General features: G+C 59.9%; 22 protein-coding genes and 1 tRNA gene. 6 read left to right on the plus strand and 17 right to left on the minus strand.

Features of this window, described 5'->3' with window-relative positions; translation table 11 throughout:
• Nucleotide 1: 1 nt before the first annotated feature.
• The 9 genes from rpoB to secE all read right to left on the minus strand — a co-directional run bounded on the left by rpoB (nucleotide 2) and on the right by secE (nucleotide 10,155).
• Nucleotides 2-4,138, minus strand: coding sequence for a DNA-directed RNA polymerase subunit beta (gene rpoB / locus ACOYQJ_RS11615; RefSeq protein ID WP_422906183.1), 4,137 nt, complete (start codon nucleotides 4,136-4,138; stop codon nucleotides 2-4).
• 669 nt (nucleotides 4,139-4,807) lie between these two features.
• The gene (gene rplL / locus ACOYQJ_RS11620; RefSeq protein ID WP_422906184.1) at nucleotides 4,808-5,188 is read right to left on the minus strand and encodes a 50S ribosomal protein L7/L12; all 381 of its coding nucleotides are present in this window, start codon (nucleotides 5,186-5,188) and stop codon (nucleotides 4,808-4,810) included.
• A gap of 75 nt (nucleotides 5,189-5,263) precedes the next feature.
• Nucleotides 5,264-5,776, minus strand: a complete 513-nt coding sequence (gene rplJ / locus ACOYQJ_RS11625; protein WP_422906185.1) for a 50S ribosomal protein L10 — start codon at nucleotides 5,774-5,776, stop codon at nucleotides 5,264-5,266.
• A 335-nt stretch (nucleotides 5,777-6,111) separates the two neighbouring features.
• Nucleotides 6,112-6,612: a putative pterin-binding protein gene (locus ACOYQJ_RS11630; RefSeq protein WP_422906186.1), complete on the minus strand. Its 501-nt coding sequence runs from the start codon at nucleotides 6,610-6,612 to the stop codon at nucleotides 6,112-6,114.
• A 124-nt stretch (nucleotides 6,613-6,736) separates the two neighbouring features.
• Entirely contained in the window at nucleotides 6,737-7,435 is a 699-nt protein-coding gene (gene rplA, locus ACOYQJ_RS11635) for a 50S ribosomal protein L1 (RefSeq protein WP_422906187.1), read from the minus strand.
• Nucleotide 7,436: 1 nt separating this feature from the next.
• Nucleotides 7,437-7,886 (minus strand): 50S ribosomal protein L11, encoded by a 450-nt coding sequence (gene rplK / locus ACOYQJ_RS11640; protein WP_422906188.1) that lies wholly within the window; start codon nucleotides 7,884-7,886, stop codon nucleotides 7,437-7,439.
• A gap of 220 nt (nucleotides 7,887-8,106) precedes the next feature.
• A complete protein-coding gene (locus ACOYQJ_RS11645) occupies nucleotides 8,107-9,093 on the minus strand; it encodes a hypothetical protein (RefSeq protein WP_422906189.1) in 987 nt (328 codons plus the stop codon).
• A 153-nt stretch (nucleotides 9,094-9,246) separates the two neighbouring features.
• Nucleotides 9,247-9,777: a transcription termination/antitermination protein NusG gene (gene nusG, locus ACOYQJ_RS11650; protein WP_422906190.1), complete on the minus strand. Its 531-nt coding sequence runs from the start codon at nucleotides 9,775-9,777 to the stop codon at nucleotides 9,247-9,249.
• 177 nt (nucleotides 9,778-9,954) lie between these two features.
• A complete protein-coding gene (secE, locus tag ACOYQJ_RS11655) occupies nucleotides 9,955-10,155 on the minus strand; it encodes a preprotein translocase subunit SecE (protein WP_422906191.1) in 201 nt (66 codons plus the stop codon).
• A 246-nt stretch (nucleotides 10,156-10,401) separates the two neighbouring features.
• Here secE and ACOYQJ_RS11660 point away from each other — a divergent pair, with 246 nt between their 5' ends.
• Nucleotides 10,402-10,974, plus strand: coding sequence for a hypothetical protein (locus tag ACOYQJ_RS11660; protein WP_422906192.1), 573 nt, complete (start codon nucleotides 10,402-10,404; stop codon nucleotides 10,972-10,974).
• A gap of 116 nt (nucleotides 10,975-11,090) precedes the next feature.
• Here ACOYQJ_RS11660 and ACOYQJ_RS11665 read toward each other — a convergent pair.
• A tRNA-Trp gene (locus ACOYQJ_RS11665) sits at nucleotides 11,091-11,166 on the minus strand.
• Between the two features lie 455 nt (nucleotides 11,167-11,621).
• Here ACOYQJ_RS11665 and ACOYQJ_RS11670 point away from each other — a divergent pair.
• Nucleotides 11,622-11,849, plus strand: a complete 228-nt coding sequence (locus ACOYQJ_RS11670) for a hypothetical protein (RefSeq protein ID WP_422906193.1) — start codon at nucleotides 11,622-11,624, stop codon at nucleotides 11,847-11,849.
• A gap of 168 nt (nucleotides 11,850-12,017) precedes the next feature.
• Here ACOYQJ_RS11670 and tuf read toward each other — a convergent pair whose 3' ends face one another.
• The 3 genes from tuf to ACOYQJ_RS11685 all read right to left on the minus strand — a co-directional run bounded on the left by tuf (nucleotide 12,018) and on the right by ACOYQJ_RS11685 (nucleotide 14,576).
• On the minus strand, nucleotides 12,018-13,193 hold the full coding sequence (gene tuf, locus ACOYQJ_RS11675; protein ID WP_422906177.1) for an elongation factor Tu: 1,176 nt from the start codon (nucleotides 13,191-13,193) through the stop codon (nucleotides 12,018-12,020).
• Nucleotides 13,194-13,347: 154 nt separating this feature from the next.
• Entirely contained in the window at nucleotides 13,348-13,887 is a 540-nt protein-coding gene (locus ACOYQJ_RS11680) for a hypothetical protein (protein ID WP_422906194.1), read from the minus strand.
• A 146-nt stretch (nucleotides 13,888-14,033) separates the two neighbouring features.
• The gene (locus ACOYQJ_RS11685; RefSeq protein WP_422906195.1) at nucleotides 14,034-14,576 is read right to left on the minus strand and encodes a hypothetical protein; all 543 of its coding nucleotides are present in this window, start codon (nucleotides 14,574-14,576) and stop codon (nucleotides 14,034-14,036) included.
• A 102-nt stretch (nucleotides 14,577-14,678) separates the two neighbouring features.
• Here ACOYQJ_RS11685 and ACOYQJ_RS11690 point away from each other — a divergent pair, with 102 nt between their 5' ends.
• Nucleotides 14,679-16,043 carry a cytochrome P450 gene (locus tag ACOYQJ_RS11690; RefSeq protein ID WP_422906196.1) on the plus strand — a complete coding sequence of 455 codons (1,365 nt, stop codon included), beginning with the start codon at nucleotides 14,679-14,681 and terminating at the stop codon, nucleotides 16,041-16,043.
• Here the strand turns inward: ACOYQJ_RS11690 and ACOYQJ_RS11695 are convergent.
• From ACOYQJ_RS11695 to ACOYQJ_RS11710, 4 genes are read right to left on the minus strand one after another with little or no spacing between them, the layout of a single operon-like run.
• Nucleotides 16,040-16,612 (minus strand): cob(I)yrinic acid a,c-diamide adenosyltransferase, encoded by a 573-nt coding sequence (locus tag ACOYQJ_RS11695; protein WP_422906197.1) that lies wholly within the window; start codon nucleotides 16,610-16,612, stop codon nucleotides 16,040-16,042. The genes ACOYQJ_RS11690 and ACOYQJ_RS11695 overlap by 4 nt on opposite strands.
• Before the next feature lie 4 nt (nucleotides 16,613-16,616).
• Nucleotides 16,617-16,820, minus strand: a complete 204-nt coding sequence (locus ACOYQJ_RS11700; RefSeq protein WP_422906198.1) for a twin transmembrane helix small protein — start codon at nucleotides 16,818-16,820, stop codon at nucleotides 16,617-16,619.
• A 59-nt stretch (nucleotides 16,821-16,879) separates the two neighbouring features.
• Entirely contained in the window at nucleotides 16,880-17,713 is an 834-nt protein-coding gene (locus ACOYQJ_RS11705; protein WP_422906199.1) for an SDR family NAD(P)-dependent oxidoreductase, read from the minus strand.
• A gap of 49 nt (nucleotides 17,714-17,762) precedes the next feature.
• Nucleotides 17,763-18,311, minus strand: a complete 549-nt coding sequence (locus tag ACOYQJ_RS11710; protein ID WP_422906200.1) for an SH3 domain-containing protein — start codon at nucleotides 18,309-18,311, stop codon at nucleotides 17,763-17,765.
• A 164-nt stretch (nucleotides 18,312-18,475) separates the two neighbouring features.
• On the opposite strand from ACOYQJ_RS11710, the gene ACOYQJ_RS11715 reads away from it, so the two are divergent.
• Genes ACOYQJ_RS11715 through ACOYQJ_RS11725 form a run of 3 tightly spaced genes read left to right on the plus strand, consistent with a single transcriptional unit; the run spans nucleotide 18,476 to nucleotide 23,280 of the window.
• On the plus strand, nucleotides 18,476-20,899 hold the full coding sequence (locus ACOYQJ_RS11715; RefSeq protein WP_422906201.1) for a DNA topoisomerase IV subunit A: 2,424 nt from the start codon (nucleotides 18,476-18,478) through the stop codon (nucleotides 20,897-20,899).
• 57 nt (nucleotides 20,900-20,956) lie between these two features.
• Nucleotides 20,957-22,186: a DUF898 family protein gene (locus ACOYQJ_RS11720; protein WP_422906202.1), complete on the plus strand. Its 1,230-nt coding sequence runs from the start codon at nucleotides 20,957-20,959 to the stop codon at nucleotides 22,184-22,186.
• Nucleotides 22,183-23,280 carry a M48 family metallopeptidase gene (locus ACOYQJ_RS11725; protein ID WP_422906203.1) on the plus strand — a complete coding sequence of 366 codons (1,098 nt, stop codon included), beginning with the start codon at nucleotides 22,183-22,185 and terminating at the stop codon, nucleotides 23,278-23,280. The genes ACOYQJ_RS11720 and ACOYQJ_RS11725 overlap by 4 nt, the downstream gene beginning before the upstream one ends.
• Nucleotides 23,281-23,454 lie beyond the last annotated feature (174 nt).

Genomic DNA, 23,454 nt, shown 5'->3' on the forward strand with positions numbered 1-23,454 from the left:
CTTACTCATCCTCCTCCGCATCCAGGAGTTCCATGTTGAGGCCCAGGCCGCGGACCTCTTTGACGAGAACGTTGAACGATTCCGGCACGCCGGCTTCGAAATTGTCCTCGCCCTTGACGATCGATTCATAGACCTTGGTCCGGCCTGCCACGTCGTCCGATTTCACCGTCAGCATTTCCTGCAGGGTGTAGGCGGCGCCGTAAGCTTCCAGAGCCCAGACCTCCATTTCCCCAAAACGCTGACCACCGAACTGCGCCTTACCACCCAGCGGCTGCTGCGTAACGAGGCTGTAAGGTCCGGTCGAACGGGCGTGAATCTTGTCGTCCACAAGGTGGTGCAGTTTCAGCAGATACTTCATACCCACGGTCACCTTGCGGCTGAACTGTTCACCCGAACGGCCATCGAACAGGATCGACTGACCAGAGGTGTCAAAGCCAGCACGACGCAACGAGTCGTTGACGTCAGCCTCTTTCGCGCCGTCAAAGACCGGGGTCGCGATCGGCACACCGCCGGTGACGTTTCCGGCAGCTTCAACAAGCTGGCCTTCGTCCATGCCTTTGATGCCTTCTTCATAGACCTCGTCACCGTAAGCGATGCGCATGGCTTCGCGAACCGGAGTCAGATCGCCAGTACGGCGATAGTCCTGCAGGGCTTCGTCAATCTCGACGCCCAAGGCACGCGCGGCCCAACCCATGTGGGTTTCAAGGATCTGACCGACGTTCATCCGCGACGGCACGCCCAGCGGGTTCAGACAGAAGTCGACCGGGGTCCCGTCCGCAAGGAACGGCATGTCTTCCATCGGAACAACGCGGGAAATAACGCCCTTGTTGCCGTGACGGCCAGCCATCTTGTCGCCCGGCTGAAGCTTGCGCTTCACGGCGATGAAGACTTTGACCATCTTCATCACGCCCGGGGGCAGATCGTCGCCGCGACGGACCTTTTCGACCTTGTCTTCGAACCGTGCATCCAAAGCGCGCTTTTGCACTTCGTACTGTTCGTGCAGGGCTTCGACGTGCTTGGCGTCCTCTTCTTCACCGAGGGCCAGCTGCCACCACTGACCACGGGTCAGGGAGCTGAGCAGTTCCTCGTTGATTTCCGAGTTCGGCTTCACACCTTTCGGGCCTTTGACCGCAGTCTTGCCTTCGATCATCGAGCGCAGACGCGCATAGATGTTGCGGTCAAGGATCGCCAGCTCGTCGTCGCGGTCGCGCGCGAGGCTTTCGATCTCTTCCCGCTCGATCTGCAGTGCACGTTCGTCTTTTTCCACACCGTGGCGGTTAAAGACGCGCACCTCGACAACTGTACCGTAATCACCCGGCTTCACACGCAGCGAGGTATCGCGCACGTCCGAGGCCTTTTCACCGAAGATGGCGCGGAGGAGTTTTTCTTCCGGCGTCATCGGGCTTTCGCCCTTCGGAGTGATCTTGCCGACAAGGATATCGCCCGGCTCGACGTCAGCGCCGATATAGACGATACCCGCTTCGTCGAGGTTGCGCAGGGCTTCCTCGCCGACGTTCGGGATGTCGCGGGTGATCTCTTCCGGCCCAAGCTTGGTGTCGCGGGCGGCGACTTCGAATTCCTCGATGTGCACCGAAGTGAACACGTCGTCGCGCGAAATACGCTCGGAGATCAGGATCGAGTCTTCGTAGTTGTAACCGTTCCACGGCATGAAGGCGACGATCACGTTCTTGCCAAGGGCCAATTCGCCCATATCGGTCGAGGGACCATCGGCAATCACTTCGCCCTTCTGAACCGTGTCACCCACCTTCACCAAAGGCTTCTGGTTGATACAGGTATTCTGGTTCGAACGCTGGAATTTGCGCATCCGGTAGATGTCAACGCCGGCATCGCCAAGTTCCAGATCCGAGGTTGCCCGGATCACGATACGCTGCGCATCGACCTGGTCGATGATGCCCGCACGCTTGGCCATGACGGCCGCGCCCGAGTCCCGTGCCACGATTTCTTCGATCCCGGTGCCCACCAAAGGCGCCTCGGCGCGCAGGGTCGGAACTGCCTGACGTTGCATGTTCGAGCCCATCAGAGCGCGGTTGGCGTCGTCGTTTTCAAGGAAGGGGATCAGCGATGCCGCGACCGAGACCAGCTGCTTAGGCGAAACGTCGATCAGATCGACGTTTTCGCTGGGCGACAACGTGTAGTCACCGGATTTCCGGGTGCTGACCAGATCGTTGATGAACTTGCCATTCTCGTCCAGCGTCGCGTTGGCCTGCGCCACGGTGTGACGCATTTCCTCGGTCGCGGACATGTAATGCACTTCGTCGGTGACCTGACGGTCCTTGACCACGCGATATGGGGTCTCGATAAAGCCATACTTGTTCACGCGCGCGAAGGTGGCGAGCGAGTTGATCAGACCGATGTTCGGGCCTTCCGGCGTTTCAATCGGGCACATCCGGCCATAGTGCGTCGGGTGTACGTCGCGCACTTCGAAGCCAGCGCGTTCGCGGGTCAGACCGCCCGGCCCAAGCGCCGACAGGCGACGCTTGTGCGTCACTTCCGACAGCGGGTTGGTCTGGTCCATAAACTGCGACAGCTGCGAGGAGCCGAAGAATTCGCGCACAGCGGCAGCTGCCGGTTTCGCGTTGATCAGATCCTGCGGCATCACCGTGTCGATCTCGACCGAGGACATACGTTCCTTGATCGCGCGCTCCATGCGGAGCAGGCCAACGCGGTACTGGTTTTCCATCAGCTCGCCGACCGAGCGCACGCGGCGGTTGCCGAGGTGGTCGATGTCGTCGATGTCGCCGCGACCGTCGCGCAGATCCACCAGCGCCTTGATACACTGAACGATGTCGTCACGATCCAGCGTGCGCTGCGTGTCTTCCTTGTCCAGCGCGAGGCGCATGTTCATCTTCACGCGGCCAACGGCGGACAGGTCATAACGCTCGCTATCGAAGAACAGCGTGTCGAACAGGTTCGACGCGGCTTCGACGGTGGGCGGCTCACCCGGGCGCATGACGCGATAGATATCCATGAGCGCGGTGTCGCGGCCCATGTTCTTGTCCTGCGCCATGGTGTTGCGCATGTAGGGACCGACGTTGATGTTGTCGATGTCCAGAACAGGGATCTCGGTCACACCGGCGTCAACCAGCTCTTTGAGCGTACCGCCGGTTACGTCACCGTCCTTGTCCACTTCCCAAGTCAGCTCATCACCAGCCTCGACGTAGATCGCGCCGGTTTCTTCGTTGATGATATCTTTGGCGGCGAACTTGCCGACGATGGCCTGGAACGGCACCAGCAGCGTCTTGACCTTGCCTTCGTCGATCAGCTTCTTGACCGCGCGGGGCGTGACCTTTTTGGTTGCCTCGGCAATGACTTCACCACTGTCGGCATCGACCAGATCAAAGGTCGGGCGGGTGCCGCGCACACGCTCGGGGAAGAACTTGGTGGCCCAGCCTTCACCTTTGCGCAGGGTGTAGGTCACCGTGTCGTAATAGGCGTCCATGATCGCCTCTTGGTCCAGACCAAGCGCGTACAGAAGCGTGGTCACCGGAAGTTTGCGGCGACGGTCGATGCGGGCAAAGACAATGTCCTTGGCGTCGAATTCGAAATCCAGCCACGAGCCGCGATAGGGAATGATGCGGCAGGCGAACAGCAGTTTGCCGGACGAGTGCGTCTTGCCCTTGTCGTGGTCAAAGAACACGCCGGGGGAACGGTGCATCTGGGACACGATCACGCGCTCGGTGCCGTTCACGATGAACGTCCCGTTGGGGGTCATCAGGGGCATGTCGCCCATGAAAACGTCTTGTTCCTTGATGTCCTTGACCGACTTGGCGCCGGTATCTTCGTCGATATCGAACACGATCAGGCGCAGCGTCACCTTGAGCGGAGCGCTGTACGTCATGTCGCGCTGCATACACTCTTCGACGTCATACTTCGGCTTTTCCAGCTCGTAGTTGACGAATTCGAGAACTGCGGTCTCGTTGAAGTCTTTGATCGGGAAAACCGATTGGAAGACACCCTTGATGCCTTCGCCGTCCAGCGGTTGGGGCTGATCCCCCGAGTCGAGGAAAAGCTTGTATGAAGATTTCTGAACCTCAATGAGGTTCGGCATTTCAAGCACTTCGCGGATCTTGCCATAATAGCGGCGAAGACGTTTTTGTCCGAGGAAGCTTTGCGCCATGAGTGGGGCCACCCTTTTCATTTCTCTGCCTGGATACTTCTGCTGTCGGGCCACAGCGACGCATCTCGTCAGTGACGATACGAACTCAGGTCCATTCTCGACGGGCGTCCCACCGCCTGTCTCTCGATCCGGAAGTTCCTACCTTGGAAAGACCCTCCGCAGAGGAGCTTGCCAAGCACAGGACAGTGTTGATCGGGTCCGCGCCATACGCCAAAATTCGGCGTTTCCATCATGTTCTGGTGTGATTACCGGATGTGGAGGCTATGGGATGCGGTTTCAATAGTGCTTCGGAGCCACCTCACAGCCTGCAACAGACAAAAAGCGGCTTCGAATCGCTCGAACCCGCGGGAGACTTCCGAATATTCGGTGAACAACAAGAACGCAAGTCCCCCTACGGGGATTTGCTGACTTTTGCCGTTAGTAGACAATGGCAAAAGTCGCGCAAAAGGTCAAGTTGCGATGCAGACAGGATAAACAGAGCGTTTACAATGAACAAAGCCGCCATTTCAGGCCACCGCCAAAATCCGTCTTTTCGGGGCGAACCCCGCCAGCCTCTCGAAAAGTTGAGCGTCGCTTGGAAATTCCCCTTCCCTGAAAAGGCATCGCACAAAAAAACAAGCGCCCCCGACCGGGAGCGCTTGCCTTGCAAAAACAGCCCGAAGGCCGGAATTACTTGAGCTCGACTTCGGCGCCTGCCTCTTCGAGCTTCTTCTTGATTTCCTCGGCTTCGTCCTTGGAAACGCCTTCTTTGACGGCCTTGCCACCGGCTTCGACGAGGTCTTTGGCTTCTTTCAGGCCAAGACCGGTGATGCCGCGGACTTCTTTGATCACGTTGATCTTCTTGTCGCCAGCCGACTTGAGGATCACGTCAAATTCGGTCTGCTCCTCAGCAGCGTCGCCACCGGCGTCGCCTGCGGGGCCGGCCATCATCACAGCGCCGCCAGCGGCGGGCTCGATGCCATACTCGTCCTTGAGGATGGTTTTCAGTTCTTGTGCTTCAAGCAGCGTCAGGTTGACGATTTGCTCAGCAAGTGCTTTCAGATCAGCCATTTTGAGACTCTTTCCGTTATATAAGATGTGTTCCAACGCGTGGGCCTAAACCCTGCGAAGATCCTTTCAGCTGCCTTACGCCGCTTTTTCCTCGATAGTGGAGAGGATGGAAGCGATGTTCGATGCAGGTGCGCCAATAGCGCCGGCGATGTTCGATGCGGGTGCGCCGATGCAGCCGACGATGGAAGCAATAAGCTCCTCGCGCGACGGCATTTTCGACACGGCTTCGACACCGGACCGGTCCAGAGCCGTTCCGCCCATGTTCCCGCCGAGGATCTCAAATTTCTTGTTATCCTTGGCGAAATCCTCGACCACCTTGGCAGCTGCCACGGGGTCTTCGGAATAGGTCAGTACGGTCATGCCATCGAGAAGAGCGGCAATGCTTGCGCACTGCGAACCCTCGAGGGCGATCTTGGCGAGCCTGTTCTTGGCGACGCGGACCGAAGCATCGGCAGCGCGTGCACGCCCCCGAAGATCCTGCATCTCGGCAACTGTGAGACCTTCGTAGCGGCTAACCACCACGACGCCAGAGCTTTCGAAGATCTGGCCGAGTTCCTCGACCAATTTCTCTTTCTGGGCTCTATCCACAGTTTCACTCCAAATTGTGGAGGGCGGACCCTCCGGCTCATTCCAGCTGGCAATTGCCAACCAAGAAGTCCGAGGGGCGTCGCATCACTTGAGCCCGGCGCACGAATGCACCCGGAGAGATGTCTCTTCCCGTCTCAGGCAGGAATTACAGGCCAGGGCCAACCCACCGTCTCGGACGAAATAGAGGACACCGACGAATCACGCAGGTGCCCTCAGAGCGCTGGCTACCTGTTTTTGGATAGCTTGCCAACCCATCTCCTGCGGCGGTTGGCACGAGCACTTTGAAATGATGGAAACCGGGCGCTCTTAGCCCCGCCCCCTTTGATGCACAGCCTCTAGCGTGCGATCTCAATCCGGACCAGTTGAACAACCGTCTGGTTGACGAAATTTCGCTCTGCCGCCTCTTCCTTGGTCACAGGAAAGACCAGCCAGATCGGACCCATCTCCTGCACACCCAGCGGTCGTCCATTCAGGTCCAACGCCAAAAGGGCGCTTTGTTGCAGGGCATCAGAAAACGCTATTTCCAGAACGTCATCCTGGGCCGAGACCGCGCGCAACGTGCCTCCGTCAATGCCAAGCGATGACAAGAAAGCGCCAAGGGTCACTCCGGAAAGCCGACGCTCTTTAGTGTCGAGCGACGTGATTGTCTGGAATTCGTGCCAACCGCGGCTTGCCAGCATTTCCCGGTCAAACCGCAGCAAGTTGGTGTTCATCCGCGCGGGAAGCGCACCGGATACGGTCAGAATTGCCGGGGGTTTGAGGCCTTCCATCGCCAAGCCCGCCGTTCCAAATGAACCGGTGACCAAGACAAACCCAAGTACGAGAAACCGAAGCATAAAAAGACCCTATCGCATGGACACACTCTGTTTGTTCTCCCGCCGAAACCCTAACGCAGTCTTTCAAACAAAGAAAAAGGCAGGCCACGCGGGCCTGCCTTTTCCGAAAAATTGTGATCGTTGATCAGTTGCCGGTCGCGTTGGACACGTCGACGGAAACCCCCGGGCCCATGGAAGAGCTCAGAGCGATCTTCTTCATGTAGGTGCCCTTGGCGCCGGTCGGCTTGGCTGCAGAAACCGCCGCGACAAATGCGCGGATGTTTTCGGCAAGCTTGGCCTCGTCGAAGGAGACCTTGCCAACGCCTGCGTGAACCACGCCGGCTTTCTCGGCCTTGAACTGAACCTGACCGCCTTTGGCAGCCTTTACGGCCTCGGCGACATCCATGGTCACAGTGCCAACCTTGGGGTTCGGCATCAGGTTGCGCGGGCCAAGCACCTTACCCAGACGACCGACGATCGGCATCATGTCCGGGGTTGCGATGCAGCGGTCAAAGTCGATGGTGCCGCCCTGAACGGTTTCCATCAGATCCTCTGCGCCAACGATGTCTGCGCCAGCGGCCAGAGCTTCGTCTGCTTTCGGGCCACGGGCAAAGACCGCAACGCGCACGGTTTTGCCGGTGCCGTTCGGCAGGCCGACAACGCCGCGAACCATCTGGTCAGCGTGACGCGGGTCAACACCAAGGTTCATCGCGATTTCAACGGTCTCGTCGAACTTGGTGTTCGAGTTGCCCTTGATCAGTGCGACGGCTTCTTCGACGGTGATGTCTTCTTTGCCAGCAAAAGCTTCGCGGGCTGCGCGGGTACGTTTTCCAAGCTTTGCCATATTACTTAACCTCGATGCCCATCGACGTGGCAGAGCCAACGATGATCTTCATTGCCGCTTCCACGTCGTTCGCCGAGAGATCTTTCATCTTGGCTTCGGCGATTTCACGGACCTGCTTGACGGTCACGGATGCGATTGTCTCACGACCGGGGTTCTCGGCACCACGGGGGCGGTTACGCTTGCCCACGGGCTTCAGGCCAGCGGCTTTCTTCAGGTAGTAAGACGCGGGCGGCGTCTTGATGTCCATGGTGAAGGACTTGTCCTGATAGTAGGTGATCACGGTCGGGCACGGCGCGCCGGGCTCCATTTCCTGCGTCTTGGCGTTGAACGCCTTGCAGAATTCCATGATGTTGATGCCGCGCTGACCCAGGGCGGGGCCCACGGGCGGCGAGGGGTTGGCTTTGCCTGCAGGGATCTGCAGCTTCATCTTGCCAGCAAGCTTCTTGGCCATTGGCTGTCTCCTTTACAACACCCCGCGAACGCGTTCTTGGGGCTGGTGAGTTGCGTGGTCAGGTCCGGATATCGCGATACCCTCGCCTCCCACGATGGCGACGGCCTGCGACTCATCGCAGACCACCGAAGCCCGGCGCATATCGCAGCTTTGGAAAGCGATCAACCCCGCATAGGCAAAAGCAACGGGTTTTGGCGGTGTCCTGGCACGCCGGTCATCGCTAGCGCAGGAATTTCGGCCAAAACCGCGCAAGGCGCTGTTTGCGTGCCCAGGTATTCTGGCTTACGTCGAACAGCCAGTCGGGAACATCGTCACGGGTCAGATCGAACAACGGCGTGCCGTCAAGGCTGGAGACGCGCACCGGGAAGTTGCTGCGCATTGAGAGCGCATCGGTGCTGTCGAACAGCCGAAGCGGCCCCTTGTCCGTCTGTATCCACAACGCGCCGCGATCATCGCCGTCTTCGCGCTCCCAAAAGGCAAAGCTATACTCAAAGCCATGCGCCCGCAGCGCCGCCTGATGCCGCCGCGTCAGCCATCCAAAAGGGTCAATCGGCCCGATCCAGGCATCATCCGGCCACTCGGGGGCATAGCTTGCAAATTTCGGGGTCTCGGTGATCCGCCGGGCCCAATAGACATCGAACGCCTCTTCGCTGACCCCTTCGAGATTGAACAACACCGACATCTCGGCCGCCACATCCACCGATGGCAATCCTGCACCCCTGAAAACCGAGGCCGAGGCCGAGGCCCGTTCTTCGCAGCCCTGCTCGAATGCGGCGCGATCTTGCATCAGGTAGTACCCGCCATCCATGTCGGGCATCAGCTCATCCAGATCGTCGCCTTCATTCGGAGCAACCTTTTCAAATCGGATCGTGCGCAGAAACGACGCGTGCTCTTCCCACAAATCGGCAACCCGATCAAAGCCCAGCGTCCGATAGATGCCGGGGACAACGTCAATGATGCCCGGATCGTCAGACGTCGCGGAATGCAGCACCATGCCCCAACAGTCCCATGCCGTTGGCAAACACTCGGACCCGAGCGCATAAAAGGCGGCCGCCCCCATATCCGCGGCTTCCAGCTGCGCAATCGCCGCCGCGTCGACCTGCACTCCGAAAAAATCCCGTGCCACTGCGATACACGCAATGTCCCGCCGCAACTGATCACTTCCGGAAAGCGAGACGTCTCGAACAATCAAGGGATCTGTTGTCATGGAAGAACGCAACTCGCACAGATTGGACACAACTCAGTCAGCGCGCCGCTCTCAGCGCCCCTCCAAGCATTTGATGTCAAAAACCCAAAGCCTTTACAACGAAAAAGGGCGCCCCAAAGGCGCCCCCGACATTTGCCTGCAAAAACGCGGCGCTTACTGCTTGGAGACCTGAGTGAATTCCAATTCGACAGGGGTCTCCCGACCAAAGATCGATACGGACACGCGCAGGCGCTGGTTGTCTTCGTCCACGCCCTCGACCATGCCATCGAAGCCTTCGAACGGGCCGTCGTTGACCTTGACCTTCTCGCCCGTTTCAAAGTGGATGAGCGTCCGCGGCGCGTCTTCGTTTTCCTGAACGCGGCCAAGGATCGCTTCGACCTCGGCATCGCGCATCGGCATCGGGCGGCCCTGCGGCCCAAGAAACCCGGTGACGCGGTTGATGCTGTTGACCAGATGATAGCCACGGTCCGACATTTCCATGTGGACCAGAACGTAGCCGGGCATAAATCGGCGCTCGGTCGTGACCTTCTTGCCGCGACGGACCTCGATCACCTCTTCGGTGGGAACCAGCACTTCGTCGATCTGATCGTGAAGTTCCTGCTCTTCTACTGCAGTACGGATCTGCTCAGCGATTTTCTTTTCGAAGTTCGAGAGCACGCTCACCGAATACCACCGCTTTGCCATCTGGCCTCACCCTCGTTCCATGGTCCGGCCCCTGGCCCGACCTTTCCGTTCATCCCCGTCGTAGTGCGCCGAGGAAACAAAAAAGCGGCGTGCAACTCGAATCAGTGCACGCCCTTCATTCAATGCCGTGTCCCTACCGCCAAGCCCCCGTGAATTCAAGGGGTCTGCATGCAGGGATCAGCCAAAGAGCGTCAAGACACCCTGGAGGCCAGTGCGGATCAGGATATCGACCAGCGCAAAGAAGATGGCCGTCAAGGTCGCCATGATAAAGACCATGACTGTCGTAAGCACGACCTCGCGGCGCGAGGGCCAGACAACCTTGGAAACTTCAGCACGGACTTGCTGGATGAATTGAAACGGATTGGTGGTGCGGGCCATGCCGGGCTGCCTTTTTCTCGATGTCTCGATTTCGGGCGTATCTACGCGCGCGACTTCCGAATTACAAGCCTGTTGCGCAGGCACGGCCAAATCCCTTGGCCCATGTCTGCGCCAATCCTCACATCACGGCGACCTCACAGGACGGTGAAGGAAAAACTTGGAACGGCTAAGGCACGCGGTCGTTGGGGTGTCAGACGATGGGGCGGCGCCAAGCTTCCCCAAGATTGAGAATAAAGGAGATCACCTATGAAACGCCTTTTTGCCACAACCGCTCTTGCTGCAACTCTTGCAACCGGCGCCTTTGCCGCAACTTCGGGCCAACTGAATATGCTCCAAAGCTATCTGCCGACGGTCGATGTTGAACTGCTGAGCGAAGCGCAGGTGGATGAACTGTTGGTCATCGCGACCTCCGAAGGATCAGACGCCGACAAGATCGACAAGATGAAGGCTGTTGTCACAGCCAGGAACGCGTTGAACGTCGAACCGTTGACCGCTGTCGAAATGGGCACGATCAAGAACGTGGATCCCAGTGTCGACTTTTCGCTGCTGACCGACGCCGAGATCTCCGAATTGCGCCTTGCCATTGCGGCAGGTGATAACGATGCGATCGAGCGCACTCTGAGCACGCTGACGGCAAACGATACAATGGTCGAGCCCGCGGATTTCACCGAAGTGGAAGAGGCGAAAATCCTCAACGTCGCCCCGAACGCGGATTTCTCGAAAATCGACGCCGTTGAAAGCCGCCAGATTCGCGCCGCGCTGACCAGCGGTGACGACGACGCCATTGAAAGCGCCATCAACAGCGCGCTTGCAAGCTGATTGATCACTGTGAAACGACAAGGGGCCGCCACGCGCGGCCCCTTTTTTTTGCAAGCGCACAGCACAATAGCTCAGCGCGCCGGCGGCCGGGAAGCGATCGTCACATATTTGGAAAATGGCAGGGGCAGCAGGGTTCGAACCCGCGACCTACGGTTTTGGAGACCGTCGCTCTACCAGCTGAGCTATACCCCTAAGGTCCGACGCCTCATCTACGAAAGCGCGGCGCGCTTTGCAACCCGGAAAAGCGCCTTTTGCCGCCCTCGGATTATCTTTGGCATCACGAAACCAGACACGGCGCTTCACGCAGCAGAGCACGTCTTGAAACAAAGGGCGAAATCCGGCTGCACAAAATTATGTGATCGCACGGACACTTTCAGAGTTCTCGCGTTCAGATCACCTACCTGCATCTTCGGATAGGGCATTTTCGACCAATAAACATTGATCCGCACCAAAGCTGTGCAAACGCACACAGGGGCCGGGTCAACGTCGATCATCTTCAAGGGCACATTTGTGTGAACCCATTGATATTTCTTCGTGATTTCAGGTTTCCCGGCCCCGCCCCTAAGTTGATTGGTGTCAGGCAAACAGCCCGGCACAAACAAACTCGGAAACGGGGAAAGCCCCCACACAAGAAAAAGGAACATCACATGAAACGTATGATCGCAACAGCCGTCCTTGCCATCGCAACCACCGCAGGCGCAGCACAGGCCATGACCGTCAACCAAGCGGACCTGAATTCGATCCGCAACTTTGCCCCGCAGGCGGACTTGTCCAACCTGACCGCACAGGACGTGGATGTGATCCTGTCGATCATCCATTCCGGCGACAGCGAGGGCGACAAGAGCAGCCGCGTCAAAGCCTGGATCCGCGGGTGATCACAGCTCTGCCCGCCGCGCGCTGCACTCCCCAACGCGCGGTGGGCCACTCTGCCGATCACCCAGATGTTGGGGCTTTGCTACAAAGGCACTGACAAAAGAAAAAGGCCGCCCAAATGGGCGGCCTCTTAATGTCTTCTGTTCCCGAAGATTTATCGGGATCGCGTCTTACTCGATGACCTTCGAGACGACGCCGGAGCCGACGGTGCGGCCGCCTTCGCGGATGGCGAAGCGCAGGCCGTCTTCCATCGCGATCGGGGCGATCAGTTCGACTTCGAACTTCAGGTTGTCGCCCGGCATCACCATCTCGGTGCCCTCGGGAAGCTGAACCGTGCCGGTCACGTCCGTCGTGCGGAAGTAGAACTGCGGGCGGTAGTTCGCGAAGAACGGCGTGTGACGGCCACCTTCGTCCTTGGTCAGGATGTAGACCTCGGCTTCGAACTTGGTGTGCGGCTTGACCGAACCCGGCTTACACAGAACCTGGCCACGCTCAACGCCTTCACGGTCAACACCGCGCAGCAGGGCGCCGATGTTGTCGCCCGCTTCACCGCGATCCAGCAGCTTGCGGAACATTTCAACGCCCGTGCAGGTCGTCTTGGTGGTGTCGCGGATGCCGACGATTTCGATCTCGTCGCCAACGTTCACAACGCCGCGCTCAACACGACCGGTCACAACCGTACCACGACCCGAGATCGAGAACACGTCTTCGATCGGCATCAGGAAGGGCTGGTCAACCGCACGTGCCGGCTGCGGGATGTAGTCATCCACGGCCTGCATCAGTTCACGGATCTTGTTCTCGCCGATCTCGGGATCACGGCCTTCCATTGCGGCCAGAGCCGAGCCCGCGATGATCGGAATATCGTCGCCGGGGTAGTCATAGGCCGACAGAAGCTCGCGGATTTCCATTTCCACCAGCTCGAGCAGCTCTTCGTCGTCGACCTGGTCAACCTTGTTCATGAACACGACCATGGCAGGGATACCCACCTGGCGGCCCAGCAGGATGTGCTCGCGGGTCTGCGGCATCGGGCCGTCAGCAGCGTTCACAACCAGGATCGCGCCGTCCATCTGGGCAGCACCGGTGATCATGTTCTTGACGTAGTCGGCGTGGCCGGGGCAGTCGACGTGCGCATAGTGACGCGCATCGGTCTCGTATTCCACGTGCGCGGTCGAGATCGTGATCCCGCGGGCTTTTTCTTCCGGCGCGCCGTCGATCTGGTCGTAGGCCTTGAAGTCACCAAAATACTTGGTGATCGCCGCCGTCAGCGTCGTCTTGCCGTGGTCAACGTGACCAATCGTGCCGATGTTGCAATGCGGCTTGCCGCGTTCAAACTTTTCCTTTGCCATCTTTGAGACGCCTCACGGTTAAAGGGGCCACACGCGGACCCGGGTTTGCATCGCGCGCCGTTTATTGGCTTGAGCGCGGAAAATCAAGTGGGTAAGCGCGGCGATGCCCGACTGATTGCAGGCTTCGCCCGGATTGGCCCCGCCGTGCCCTGCGTTACCGCCCGAGTTGGCCTGCGATCACCTTGGAGAAGCCCTGCGCGAGCAGGCTGATCTGCTTCTCCGGCGACGCGTTCTGGGCGTTGTTCGCCATGGAAATAAGCGCTCCGATGGGCAGGCCGTTGATCGTCGAGGTGTTGCGCGCCGCCTTGTTGGCAAAACTCACATCGTCGATGCGGCGCAGGGTCTTGCCGCTGCCGTCGCGCACGATCACATCCCCTGTCACCCTGCTTTCTGCGGCCGCCACAGTGCGGCTTGCACCGGACTGGATGGTGACACGGCTCACCACGACTTCGGCCGTATTCGCGGCACCGCGCGTCACGGCATCGGCATTCAGTGCCGCCCCCAATTTCGCGGAAAAGGACTTGGCCAGCGCAGGGTCCTGCGTTGACTGCAACAATCCGTAGGAGGCGTTTTCGGCCAGCGATACGCTGACCCGGCCCACGGGAATCGGCGTGACTTTCGCCGCCGGCTCGCTGCTCATGCAGGCGCTCAATCCGGCCATCATCATCGCTAGCAAAACCGTTCTTCTCAACATTCGCTGTACTCCTTGTACTCGGGCCTGTGGACCATCACCAAACGCACGACCCCCATACGCCTTTGAGACGCTCTGAAATCAAAAACAAAAACGGGCGGCAAGACACCGCCCGTTTTTGTCCGGGTTCTGATGCTCAGTTGCGTCACTCAGCCATCGGCGGCCTCGGCCTCTTCTGACACACTGCCGAACCACCCTTCGGCCTCCTGCTGCTCGCGCATCCACTTTTCGACCAGCAGCGCCGCTTCCTGGGCCAATCCGCGCATTTGATCGTCGCGGTTCTTGGAAAGACGCGATTCGAAAACCTTGATGACGTGAATTGCCTTCGGCTTGGCGTTCATCTTGGCCTTGGCAGCGTCATCCCAAACGGTGACGTTCAAGGCCAGCGCCGATTTTCCCGGCACGATCGGGGGCGGCAAGGAGTATGCCTCGACGCTGATCCCAAGGTGATAGAACTTATCGCCGGTGTAGCGGCGGAAACGCGCTTCCATCGCGTCATCGACCACCTTGGTCCATTCTTCCGCCGTCGCTTCGCGCGAGACCAGAAGCTGTTGCAGGTTGGGCGCGACAACCTCGGAATGGCCAAGTTTGAAGTCGCCAAGATCCACGACGGGCCGTGACAGGTCAGCGGGCGTGTCGGTACAGGCAGCAAGCCCCAGAACCAGCGCAAAGGCAGCAAGAATGCGGATCATGGATCCCCCCTTTTCATCGTCCCGGTTTTGATAGCGCGAAAGCGGGGCGCCTTGCAATCAATGGGGCTTTGCCTGTGTCTTGCCCGGACCTACATTAAGCCTATGACAGATCAACAACCGATCCTTGCCCCCCTGCCCGTCCGGGTCCCCCTTGTGACGCGGCCGATGGGCATTTGGGACAGCCTTCAGGCCTCGCGCCGCAATGTGCTGTCCATCATCCCCGAAGTGGCGACGCGTCAGCCGATCCTGTCGGGCAAGACCGGAAAGCGCTGGCACATGCTGATGGATCCGGCGGGAAACAAGCAGGTGCTGCTGGAAAAGCTGGATCAATATCCCAAGTCCGTGGTCACCAAGAACCTGCTGCGCCCGGCCATCGGCGAATCCCTTTTTATTGCTGAGGGGGCGCACTGGCGCTGGCAACGGCGCACCGCCGCCCCGGTTTTCAGCCATCGGAACGTGATGAACCTTTCGCCAGTGATGACGGGTGCCGCCAAGCGGTCAGTTCAGCGTATCCACGAGGCTGGCCCGCGGGCGATCAACTTTCTGGATGAGATGGTCAGCCTGACCTTTGACGTGATCTCGGACGTGACCTTTTCCGGAGATGAGGGGTTTGACCGCGACAGCGTACACGGGGCGATCGACGCCTATATCTCAGAGGCGGGGAAAATCTCGTTGTTCGACCTTCTGGGCTTTCCTGACTGGGTGCCGCGCCCCGGGCGCGTCTTTTCGGCAGGCGCGGTGGCACAAATGAAAAAGGTCGCCGATACCGCAATCGAGTCGCGCGGTCAGCGCGGTGCCGAGGACGTTCCGGATCTGCTTGACCTGTTGCTGGCAGGCGAAGATCCCGAAACCAAGCGGCGCATGAACACTGCCGAACTGCGCGACAACCTGTTGACCTTCATCGTCGCCGGGCACGAGACGACTGCCCTGACGCTGGCATGGTCGCTTTACCTTTTGGCCTTTGATCCAAAAGTTCAGGAGGAGGCCCGCACCGAAGTGCTTTCAGTGGTCAAAGACGGTGCGGCCACTGGCGCGGATGTCGAAAAACTGCCGCTGATCCGGCGGATCGTGGACGAAGCCTTGCGGCTGTATCCGCCAGCCGGGATGGTGTCGCGCACTGCGATGGCCGATGACGAGCTTTGCGGGCGGCACATTCGCAAGGGCGACACGGTGATCCTGCCAATCTACGCCCTGCACCGCAGCCACCTGCTTTGGGATGAACCCGACGCCTTTCGACCTGCGCGCTGGGAAGCAGGCAAACCCGACCGCTACGCTTATTTGCCGTTCGGCGACGGGCCGCGCATTTGCATTGGTGCTTCGTTCGCCCTTCAGGAGGCGGTACTGGTACTGGCAACCCTGCTCGCGAATTTCCGCTTCAAGGCGGTGAAGGGACGGGATCCAGAGCCGGTGATGATCCTGACCCTGCGTCCCCAAGGCGGTGTCTGGTTGGAGGCCGAACCCGTCTAGCGGTTTGCGCCCGGAACCCACAAGACATCCGCGCGGCCATCATCATTGGCGATCCGCGCCGCGACAAAGAACCAATCGGACAAGCGGTTGAGATACTTCACCGCATCGGGGTTCACCGTCTCGACCGAGGCCAGTTGCACCGCCAGACGTTCCGCCCGCCGGGCCACAGTCCGGCACATGTGCAAATAGGCCGACAGGGCCGACCCGCCGGGCAGGATAAAGCTGCGCAGAGGTTCCAGCCGGGCGTTCATCGCGTCGATTTCGCGTTCCAGCCTGTCCACCTGCGAGGAGACCATACGCAGCACCGGGTATTCGGATTCGTTGTCTTTTTCCATGTCGGGGCGGCACAGATCAGCGCCCAGATCGAAAAGGTCGTTCTGAATCCGGCTCAGCGCCGCATCCACGTCACCTTCGGCATGCAGCCGCGCCATGCCAACCACGCAATTCAGCTCATCCGATGTGCCGTATGCCTCAACCCTGTGGTCGAACTTTGCCACCCGCGCACCGTTGCCAAGCGCGGTGTCGCCCTTGTCGCCGGTCCGCGTATAAATCTTGTTCAGGACAACCATGTTGTCAGCCTCCCCGGCGAATCCAGACGAACAATAGGATCAGCACAACCGCCACAAATTGGGCTGCAATCCGCAGACGCATGGCCTTGTTCGCATATTTCTTGTTGAACTCTCCGCCTTTGGCAAATGAACCGATGCCGAAAAGCAGAACCGCCACCACAAAAAGCATGGCAACGGCTACGACGATGAAAAGAGGATCTTTGGTCACGACAGCCTCCTACAGCTTTCAGTGTCACATAGCGGCATCTGCATGAAAAGCGAACCCGTCTAAGTGCCTTTGGTCAAAAGCCAGTCCAACGCGCGGGTCGTCAAAAGCCTGCGGGCCACGCCCGAGATATAGGTCGGCGTCGTGATGTAGTATCGCGGCCTCGGGCGGCTTGCCTCGCAGGCATGGACAAGTTTGCGAGTGACCGCCGAGGGCGGCAGTTCAAAAGGATCGGGGCCACGATCTTCGTAAAGGCGTGGCAACAGCGTTTCCTGATACTGCGCAGCGCGGGGCGAGGACTTCCAGTCGATCCATTTTTCGAAATGCGGGATCGCATTCGCGCGAATCTTTGAGGTCACTGGCCCGGTGTTCAGGGTGATGACGTGGATCGGCGTGTCGCGCATCTCAAGACGCAGCGTATCGGTCAGCCCTTCCATCGCGAACTTGGTACAGTTGTAGGCCGCCCGCCACGGCTGCACCACCAACCCCAAAACGGAAGAATGGTTGACGATCCGGCCATGGCCCTGCGCCCGCATGATCGGGATGACCTGTGTCGTCAGATCGTGCCAGCCAAAGACGTTTGCCTCAAACGCCGCGCGCAGGGCATCGGCGGGCAGATCCTCGGCGGCGCCGGGCAAAGCATAGGCACCATTGTTGAACAAAACGTCCAGAGTGCCGCCCGTGGCCTCAAGCACCTCGGCCAAGGCAGCCTTGAGGCTGCCAGGTTCGGTGTAATCCAATTGCGGGCTTTCAAAGCCCTCGGCACGCAGGCCGGCGCAGTCTGCGTCTTGTCGGCAGGAGGCAAAAACGCGCCAGCCGCGCGCCCTAAGCCCGTGCGCCGCGTCATAGCCGATGCCCGAGGAACAGCCGGTAATCAGGATGGATTTTTCTCTCATCCGCGTGGTTTAGGCGAGCAGCCCCACCGCGAAAAGAGCGTTTTTCGCTTTAATCGGCAGAGGCAAGAAAGGTGTCGGACATCCAGCCCACGTCGCTGCCTCTGAGCGTGCGCAGCCGGACCCAGCCTGAATCTTCGTCCTGCAACACTTCGACTTTGTCGCCGCGCAGCAATTTGGCCACCACGTCAAAGCCAGTGCCCGGTCCACTGCGCAGGTTCACGCGGGTGCCCGTCACCAACCGATAATCAATGCTGGACGCCGCGATCACAACGGCGGCCGGGACGGGATCAGAGGCGATCACTGCCGCCACTTTTTCCGGCTCGGGCTGCGTGTTCTGGGCGGGAAACGAGACTATGGACAGGTTGCTGACGTCGGCCAGACTGGTGCCCATGCCGCTTGTCCGGGTTACCTCGGGCTCGGGTGCCGGGGCTGACTTGGTGCTGACAACGGCAACACGCTCGGACTTCGGGGCAGGCTGTGCATCAAAGGGGGCAAGCACGGCCAATGAATGGTTGCCGGGCTCAAAATCGCGTCCGCCGGACACCTCAAACCATGCCCAACCCAAAAAACAGAACGTCACAAGAATAATTCTTGTCATCGCTTACCCCCCCGAAAACGACCCAAACACCATGTAAACCGCGCGCAGAATTCGCGTTAGCCCATAGTGTTAACCGATTCCCCTTTCGCGGCTAAGGGAAATTCCCGGCGTTTTTCCCAGAGTCCTTCTTTACGGTGCCAATGCGCAACGGTATCACAGCATCTATGGATGACGATACAATCGACCCCAACATGAACCCCCGGCAGTTGTCCGAGACGCTGCGCCGCGCGATCGGCGACCGCTATCTGACCTATGCCCTGTCGACCATCATGCACCGGGCGCTGCCTGATGCCCGCGACGGGCTGAAGCCGGTGCACCGGCGGATTCTGTACGCCATGCGGCGTCTGCGCCTGTCATCCTCGGGCGGTTTCCTTAAATCTGCCAAGATCAGCGGCGACACCATGGGGGATTTCCATCCGCATGGCGATGCCGCGATCTATGACGCCATGGCACGGCTCGCGCAGGATTTCACCATCCGTTATCCGCTGGTCGACGGCCAGGGCAACTTTGGCAACATCGACGGCGATAACCCCGCCGCCTCGCGCTATACCGAGGCGCGCATGACCGTGATGTCCGAAGCCCTGCTGGATGGGCTGGACGAGAACGCCGTCGATTTCCGCGACAATTACGATGGTCGCCTGCAGGAACCTTCGGTGCTTCCGGCGGCCTACCCCAACCTTCTGGCCAACGGCTCAAGCGGGATTGCGGTGGGTATGGCGACCAATATCCCGCCCCACAACATTGGCGAGCTGATCGACGCCTGCCTGCATCTGATCAAAGCGCCCGATGCACGCGACGACACGCTGTTGCAATATGTTCCCGGCCCGGATTTTCCCACCGGCGGGGTGATCGTGGAACCGGCAGAGAACATCGCGAACGCCTATCGCACCGGGCGCGGCAGCATCCGCCTGCGCGCGAAGTGGGAGGTCGAAGATCTGGGCCGCGGCACATGGCAGGCCATCGTGACCGAGATCCCCTACCAGGTACAAAAATCCAAGCTGGTCGAACGCATCGCCGAGTTGATCCAGACCAAGAAAGTCCCGATCCTTGCCGATGTCCGCGACGAAAGCGCCGAAGACATCCGCATGGTGCTGGAGCCCAAGTCCAAGAACGTCGACCCCGATGTGCTGATGAACCTGCTGTTCCGCAACTCGGATCTGGAAACCCGGTTCAGTCTCAACATGAACGTGCTGATTGACGGCGTGACGCCAAAGGTCTGTTCGCTCAAAGAGGTGTTGCGCGCCTTCCTCGACTTCCGCCGCGAAGTGCTTATCCGCCGCGCCAGGCACCGCATGGCCAAGATCGACAACCGCCTTGAGGTGCTCGAAGGCCTGATCGTTGCTTTCCTGAACCTCGACCGCGTAATCGACATCATCCGCTATGACGATGATCCCAAGGCCGCCTTGATGTACGAAGATTGGTCCAAGCCGCATCAGGCCACCATCGTGCGCGCCACCGATGAAAGCGATTATCGTTCGCCGCTGGCGGGGATCGACGTCAAATCGCTGGAGTTGCGCGAAGACCCCGATGCCATCGCACGCGGCGTTCTGGCCGATGATGGCACCGACGCCAAGGTGCCCGCCCGCTTTGTCGGCCGGTCCGAAGGTCTGTCGGACGTTCAGGCCGAGGCGATCCTCAACATGCGGCTGCGCTCCTTGCGCCGCCTTGAGGAACTTGAACTGGTCAACGAGCGCGACAAGCTGATGGAAGAACGCGCGGGCCTTGAAGACCTGCTCGACTCGGGCGAATTGCAGTGGTCGCGCATCGCCGAACAGCTGCGCGAGGTCCGCAAGGCCTTTGGCAAAGGCTACGAGGGCGGCGCCCGGCGCACCGCCTTCTCCGAAGCCTCCGAGGCCGAGGATGTGCCGCTTGAGGCGATGATCGAACGCGAACCGATCACCGTGGTCTGCTCGCAAATGGGCTGGATCCGGGCGATGACCGGCCATATCGACCTGACCCGCGAACTGAAGTTCAAGGACGGTGACGGGCCGCGCTTCATCTTCCATGCGGAGACCACGGACCGTCTTCTGGCCTTTGGCTCGAACGGGCGCTTTTACACGCTGTCGGCGGCCACTCTGCCCGGCGGCCGCGGCATGGGTGAACCCCTGCGTCTGATCGTCGATCTGCCGAACGAGGCCGAGATCGTCGATCTGTTCATCCACAAGCCCGACAGCAAACTGCTGGTCGCCTCTTCGGCGGGCGATGGGTTCATCGTGCCGGAAAATGATGTGATCGCCCAGACCCGCGCTGGCAAACAGGTTCTGAACGTCAAAGGCGACGTGCGCGCCCGCGTCTGCAAAACCGTCAGCGGCGATCATGTTGCCGTGGTCGGCGAAAACCGCAAAGTGCTGATCTTTGCGCTGGATGAACTGCCCGAGATGGGCCGCGGCAAGGGTGTGCGCCTGCAAAAGTACAAGGATGGAGGCATGTCCGACGCCCGCACCTTTGCGCTTGCCCAAGGGCTGTCTTGGCTTGATCCCGCCGGGCGGACGCGCACCGAAACCGCGCTTGAGGAATGGATTGGCAAGCGGGCCGGGACAGGCCGCATGGCGCCGCGCGGCTTTCCCAGGGACAACCGGTTTAACTGACTTTACCCAGAAGCTTGCCCCGGTGTTTTGTGTTGAGATGACTGACGAGGGCAGGATTTGACCGAAACGCATCATGAAGGGCCATGGGACGCGCCGACGATCCAACCGCCGCTGACGACTGAGTTTCACGGCACGAGGTCCGGCCTCTTCGCACTGGCCTTCAAGACCGGTGTTCTGACCGTTCTCACGCTTGGCGTTTACCGGTTCTGGATGAAGACGCGGCTGCGCCGGTGGTATTGGTCGGCGATCCGGATCGGCGGGCTCCCGATGGAATACGTTGGCGATCCGCTGGAAAAGCTGCTGGGCTTTCTGGTCGCCGTCGTGATCTTGGCCTTCTACATCGGCGTCGTGAACCTGCTGCTTATGTTCGCCAGCTTTGCCTTGTTGCAAGGCAATACCGCCGCTTACCTGCTGTCCTTCATCGGCGTCGTGCCGATCTGGTTCTATGCGCAGTACCGCGCCCGCCGCTATGTGCTGGCCCGCACCCGATGGCTGGGCCTGCGCTTTGGGCTTGAACCCGGAGCCTGGGGCTATGCCTTTCGAGCGATGGGGTATTGGCTGCTGATGCTTCTCTCAGCTGGGTTGCTTTGGCCTCTGATGACCTTTCGGCTGGAAAAATACCAAACTGATCGCACTTTCTTTGGTGATCGCCGCATGGCACAGGGCGGCAGGTGGAGCATGCTGTATCGCTCCATGAAATGGCTCTTTTTCGCGGCGGCGCTGGCGGTTGCTGCAACGTTCCTGCTTGCGGTGGGCAGCGTCGCGGTGGGCATCATTGGCTGCATTGTTGCGGGTTTCATGGGCGCTTTTGGGTTTGTTTACTACAAGGTCGACAGCCTGCGCCGCCTGACGGCAACCAAGACGCTGGACGGAATTTCCCTGACCCTTAAGGCCAGCCCGATGCGGATACTGTGGATCCATATCTTTGGCTATACGTTGGCAGGGCTCGTGGCGATGGTGCCGATTGCGGTGCTTGGTCTGCTGTTCCTGCAACTGCAATCGCTGGAAACGCTGGTCGATCTGGGGGTCGAGGATTTCCCCGTTCTTCTGGATGGCGCCAACCGTTGGGTGATCATCGCCCTCAGTGTGATGTCCTATTTCGCGATCTTTCTGGTTTGGTCCGCTCTCACGCATGCCTTGGTGACCATGCCGGTGATCCGGCATTACGCGCGCGGCCTGACCCTGCAAGGCGCCGACCTGCTTTCCGCGATCCGCCAGCGCCCCCGGGATGAACATTCCGAGGCCGAAGGTTTTGCCGAGGCGCTGGATGTTGCGGCCTCGATATGACGGTGCAGATAGAAACCCGCGCCCTGCTACTGGACGGCGAAACCGGCTCGCAACAGCCGATCACCCTGCGCATTGACGAAGATCGGCAAGCGCTGGTCGGGGGCAGCATCGACTGGCCGCTGGACGAGGTGCGCGAAGTTCCCGATCAGGCCCAACGCGACCTTTTGCTGATACGCCGGGCGAACGACCCTGTGCAGCGGCTGATCCTGCCGGATCGCAGCTTTGAACTGCGATTTCCCAAGCGCCTCAAAGCCGCCCCGGTGACCAGGCGTGGCCCTTTGCTCAAATGGGCTGCGGCGGCTGTGGCCTCGGTTGTGACGATCGTCTTTGTGCTGGTGCCCATCATGGCCGACCAACTTGCGGTCTTTATCCCGCCCGAAGGCGAACGCGCGCTGGGAGAGGTCACCCTGACCCAGATTCGCGATGCCATGGACGAAACCGGCTTTGCCCCCATCGCCTTTTGCGAGGCGACCAAGGGCCGCGCGGCGCTCGAAACCCTTCAAGCCCGGCTGGAGGACGTGACCGATTTGCCGACGGGGCTGTCGGTCTATGTGCTTGACCACGACATGGTCAATGCTTTCGCCCTGCCAGGCGGGCATATTGTTTTCTTCAGGGGCCTGATCGAGGCCACCGGTTCACCCGAAGAGGTCGCCGCCGTCTTTGCCCATGAGATCGGCCATGTGGTCAGCCGCGATCCGACGCGCCACGCCCTGCGCTCAGCCGGGTCCATCGGCGTTCTGGGACTGATGTTCGGAGATTTTGCGGGCGGCGCTTTGGTCCTGTTTCTGACCGAACGCCTGATCGACGCGCAATACTCGCAAGGCGCCGAAGCTTCGGCCGATGTCTATGCACATGCCGCCATGCTCAAGGCGGGCCTGACGCCGTCTGCCCTTGCGGATATGTTCGAACGGTTCCGCGCACTCGGCGGTGATCACGATGGCATCGTCGCGCATTTCCTGTCGCACCCGGCGCTGGGAGATCGGATTGCAGCAGCGCGGGCCGCAACACCGTCAGGCTTTATCGCCGCCCCCTTGATGGATGCCAATGAATGGCGTGACCTTCAGAATATTTGCGATCAAAAACGGCTGAACTGACGACTTGCCCAACAGCGGGCCAGGCAGCGAATCTGCCACTAAAGCCTTCGCTGGGCGCCAGTATTTCGGAAAAAACGCCCAACCAACTTGCCTCAGGTTCAAAAACGCGACGTCCTTTGGCGCTAACAAGACGATTTTGCTCTGTTTCCCCGGGCAGTGGCGCGGTATCACCCT

Origin of the sequence: Pacificoceanicola algae (genome assembly GCF_049341065.1) — a bacterium.
Lineage (GTDB): Bacteria > Pseudomonadota > Alphaproteobacteria > Rhodobacterales > Rhodobacteraceae > Pacificoceanicola.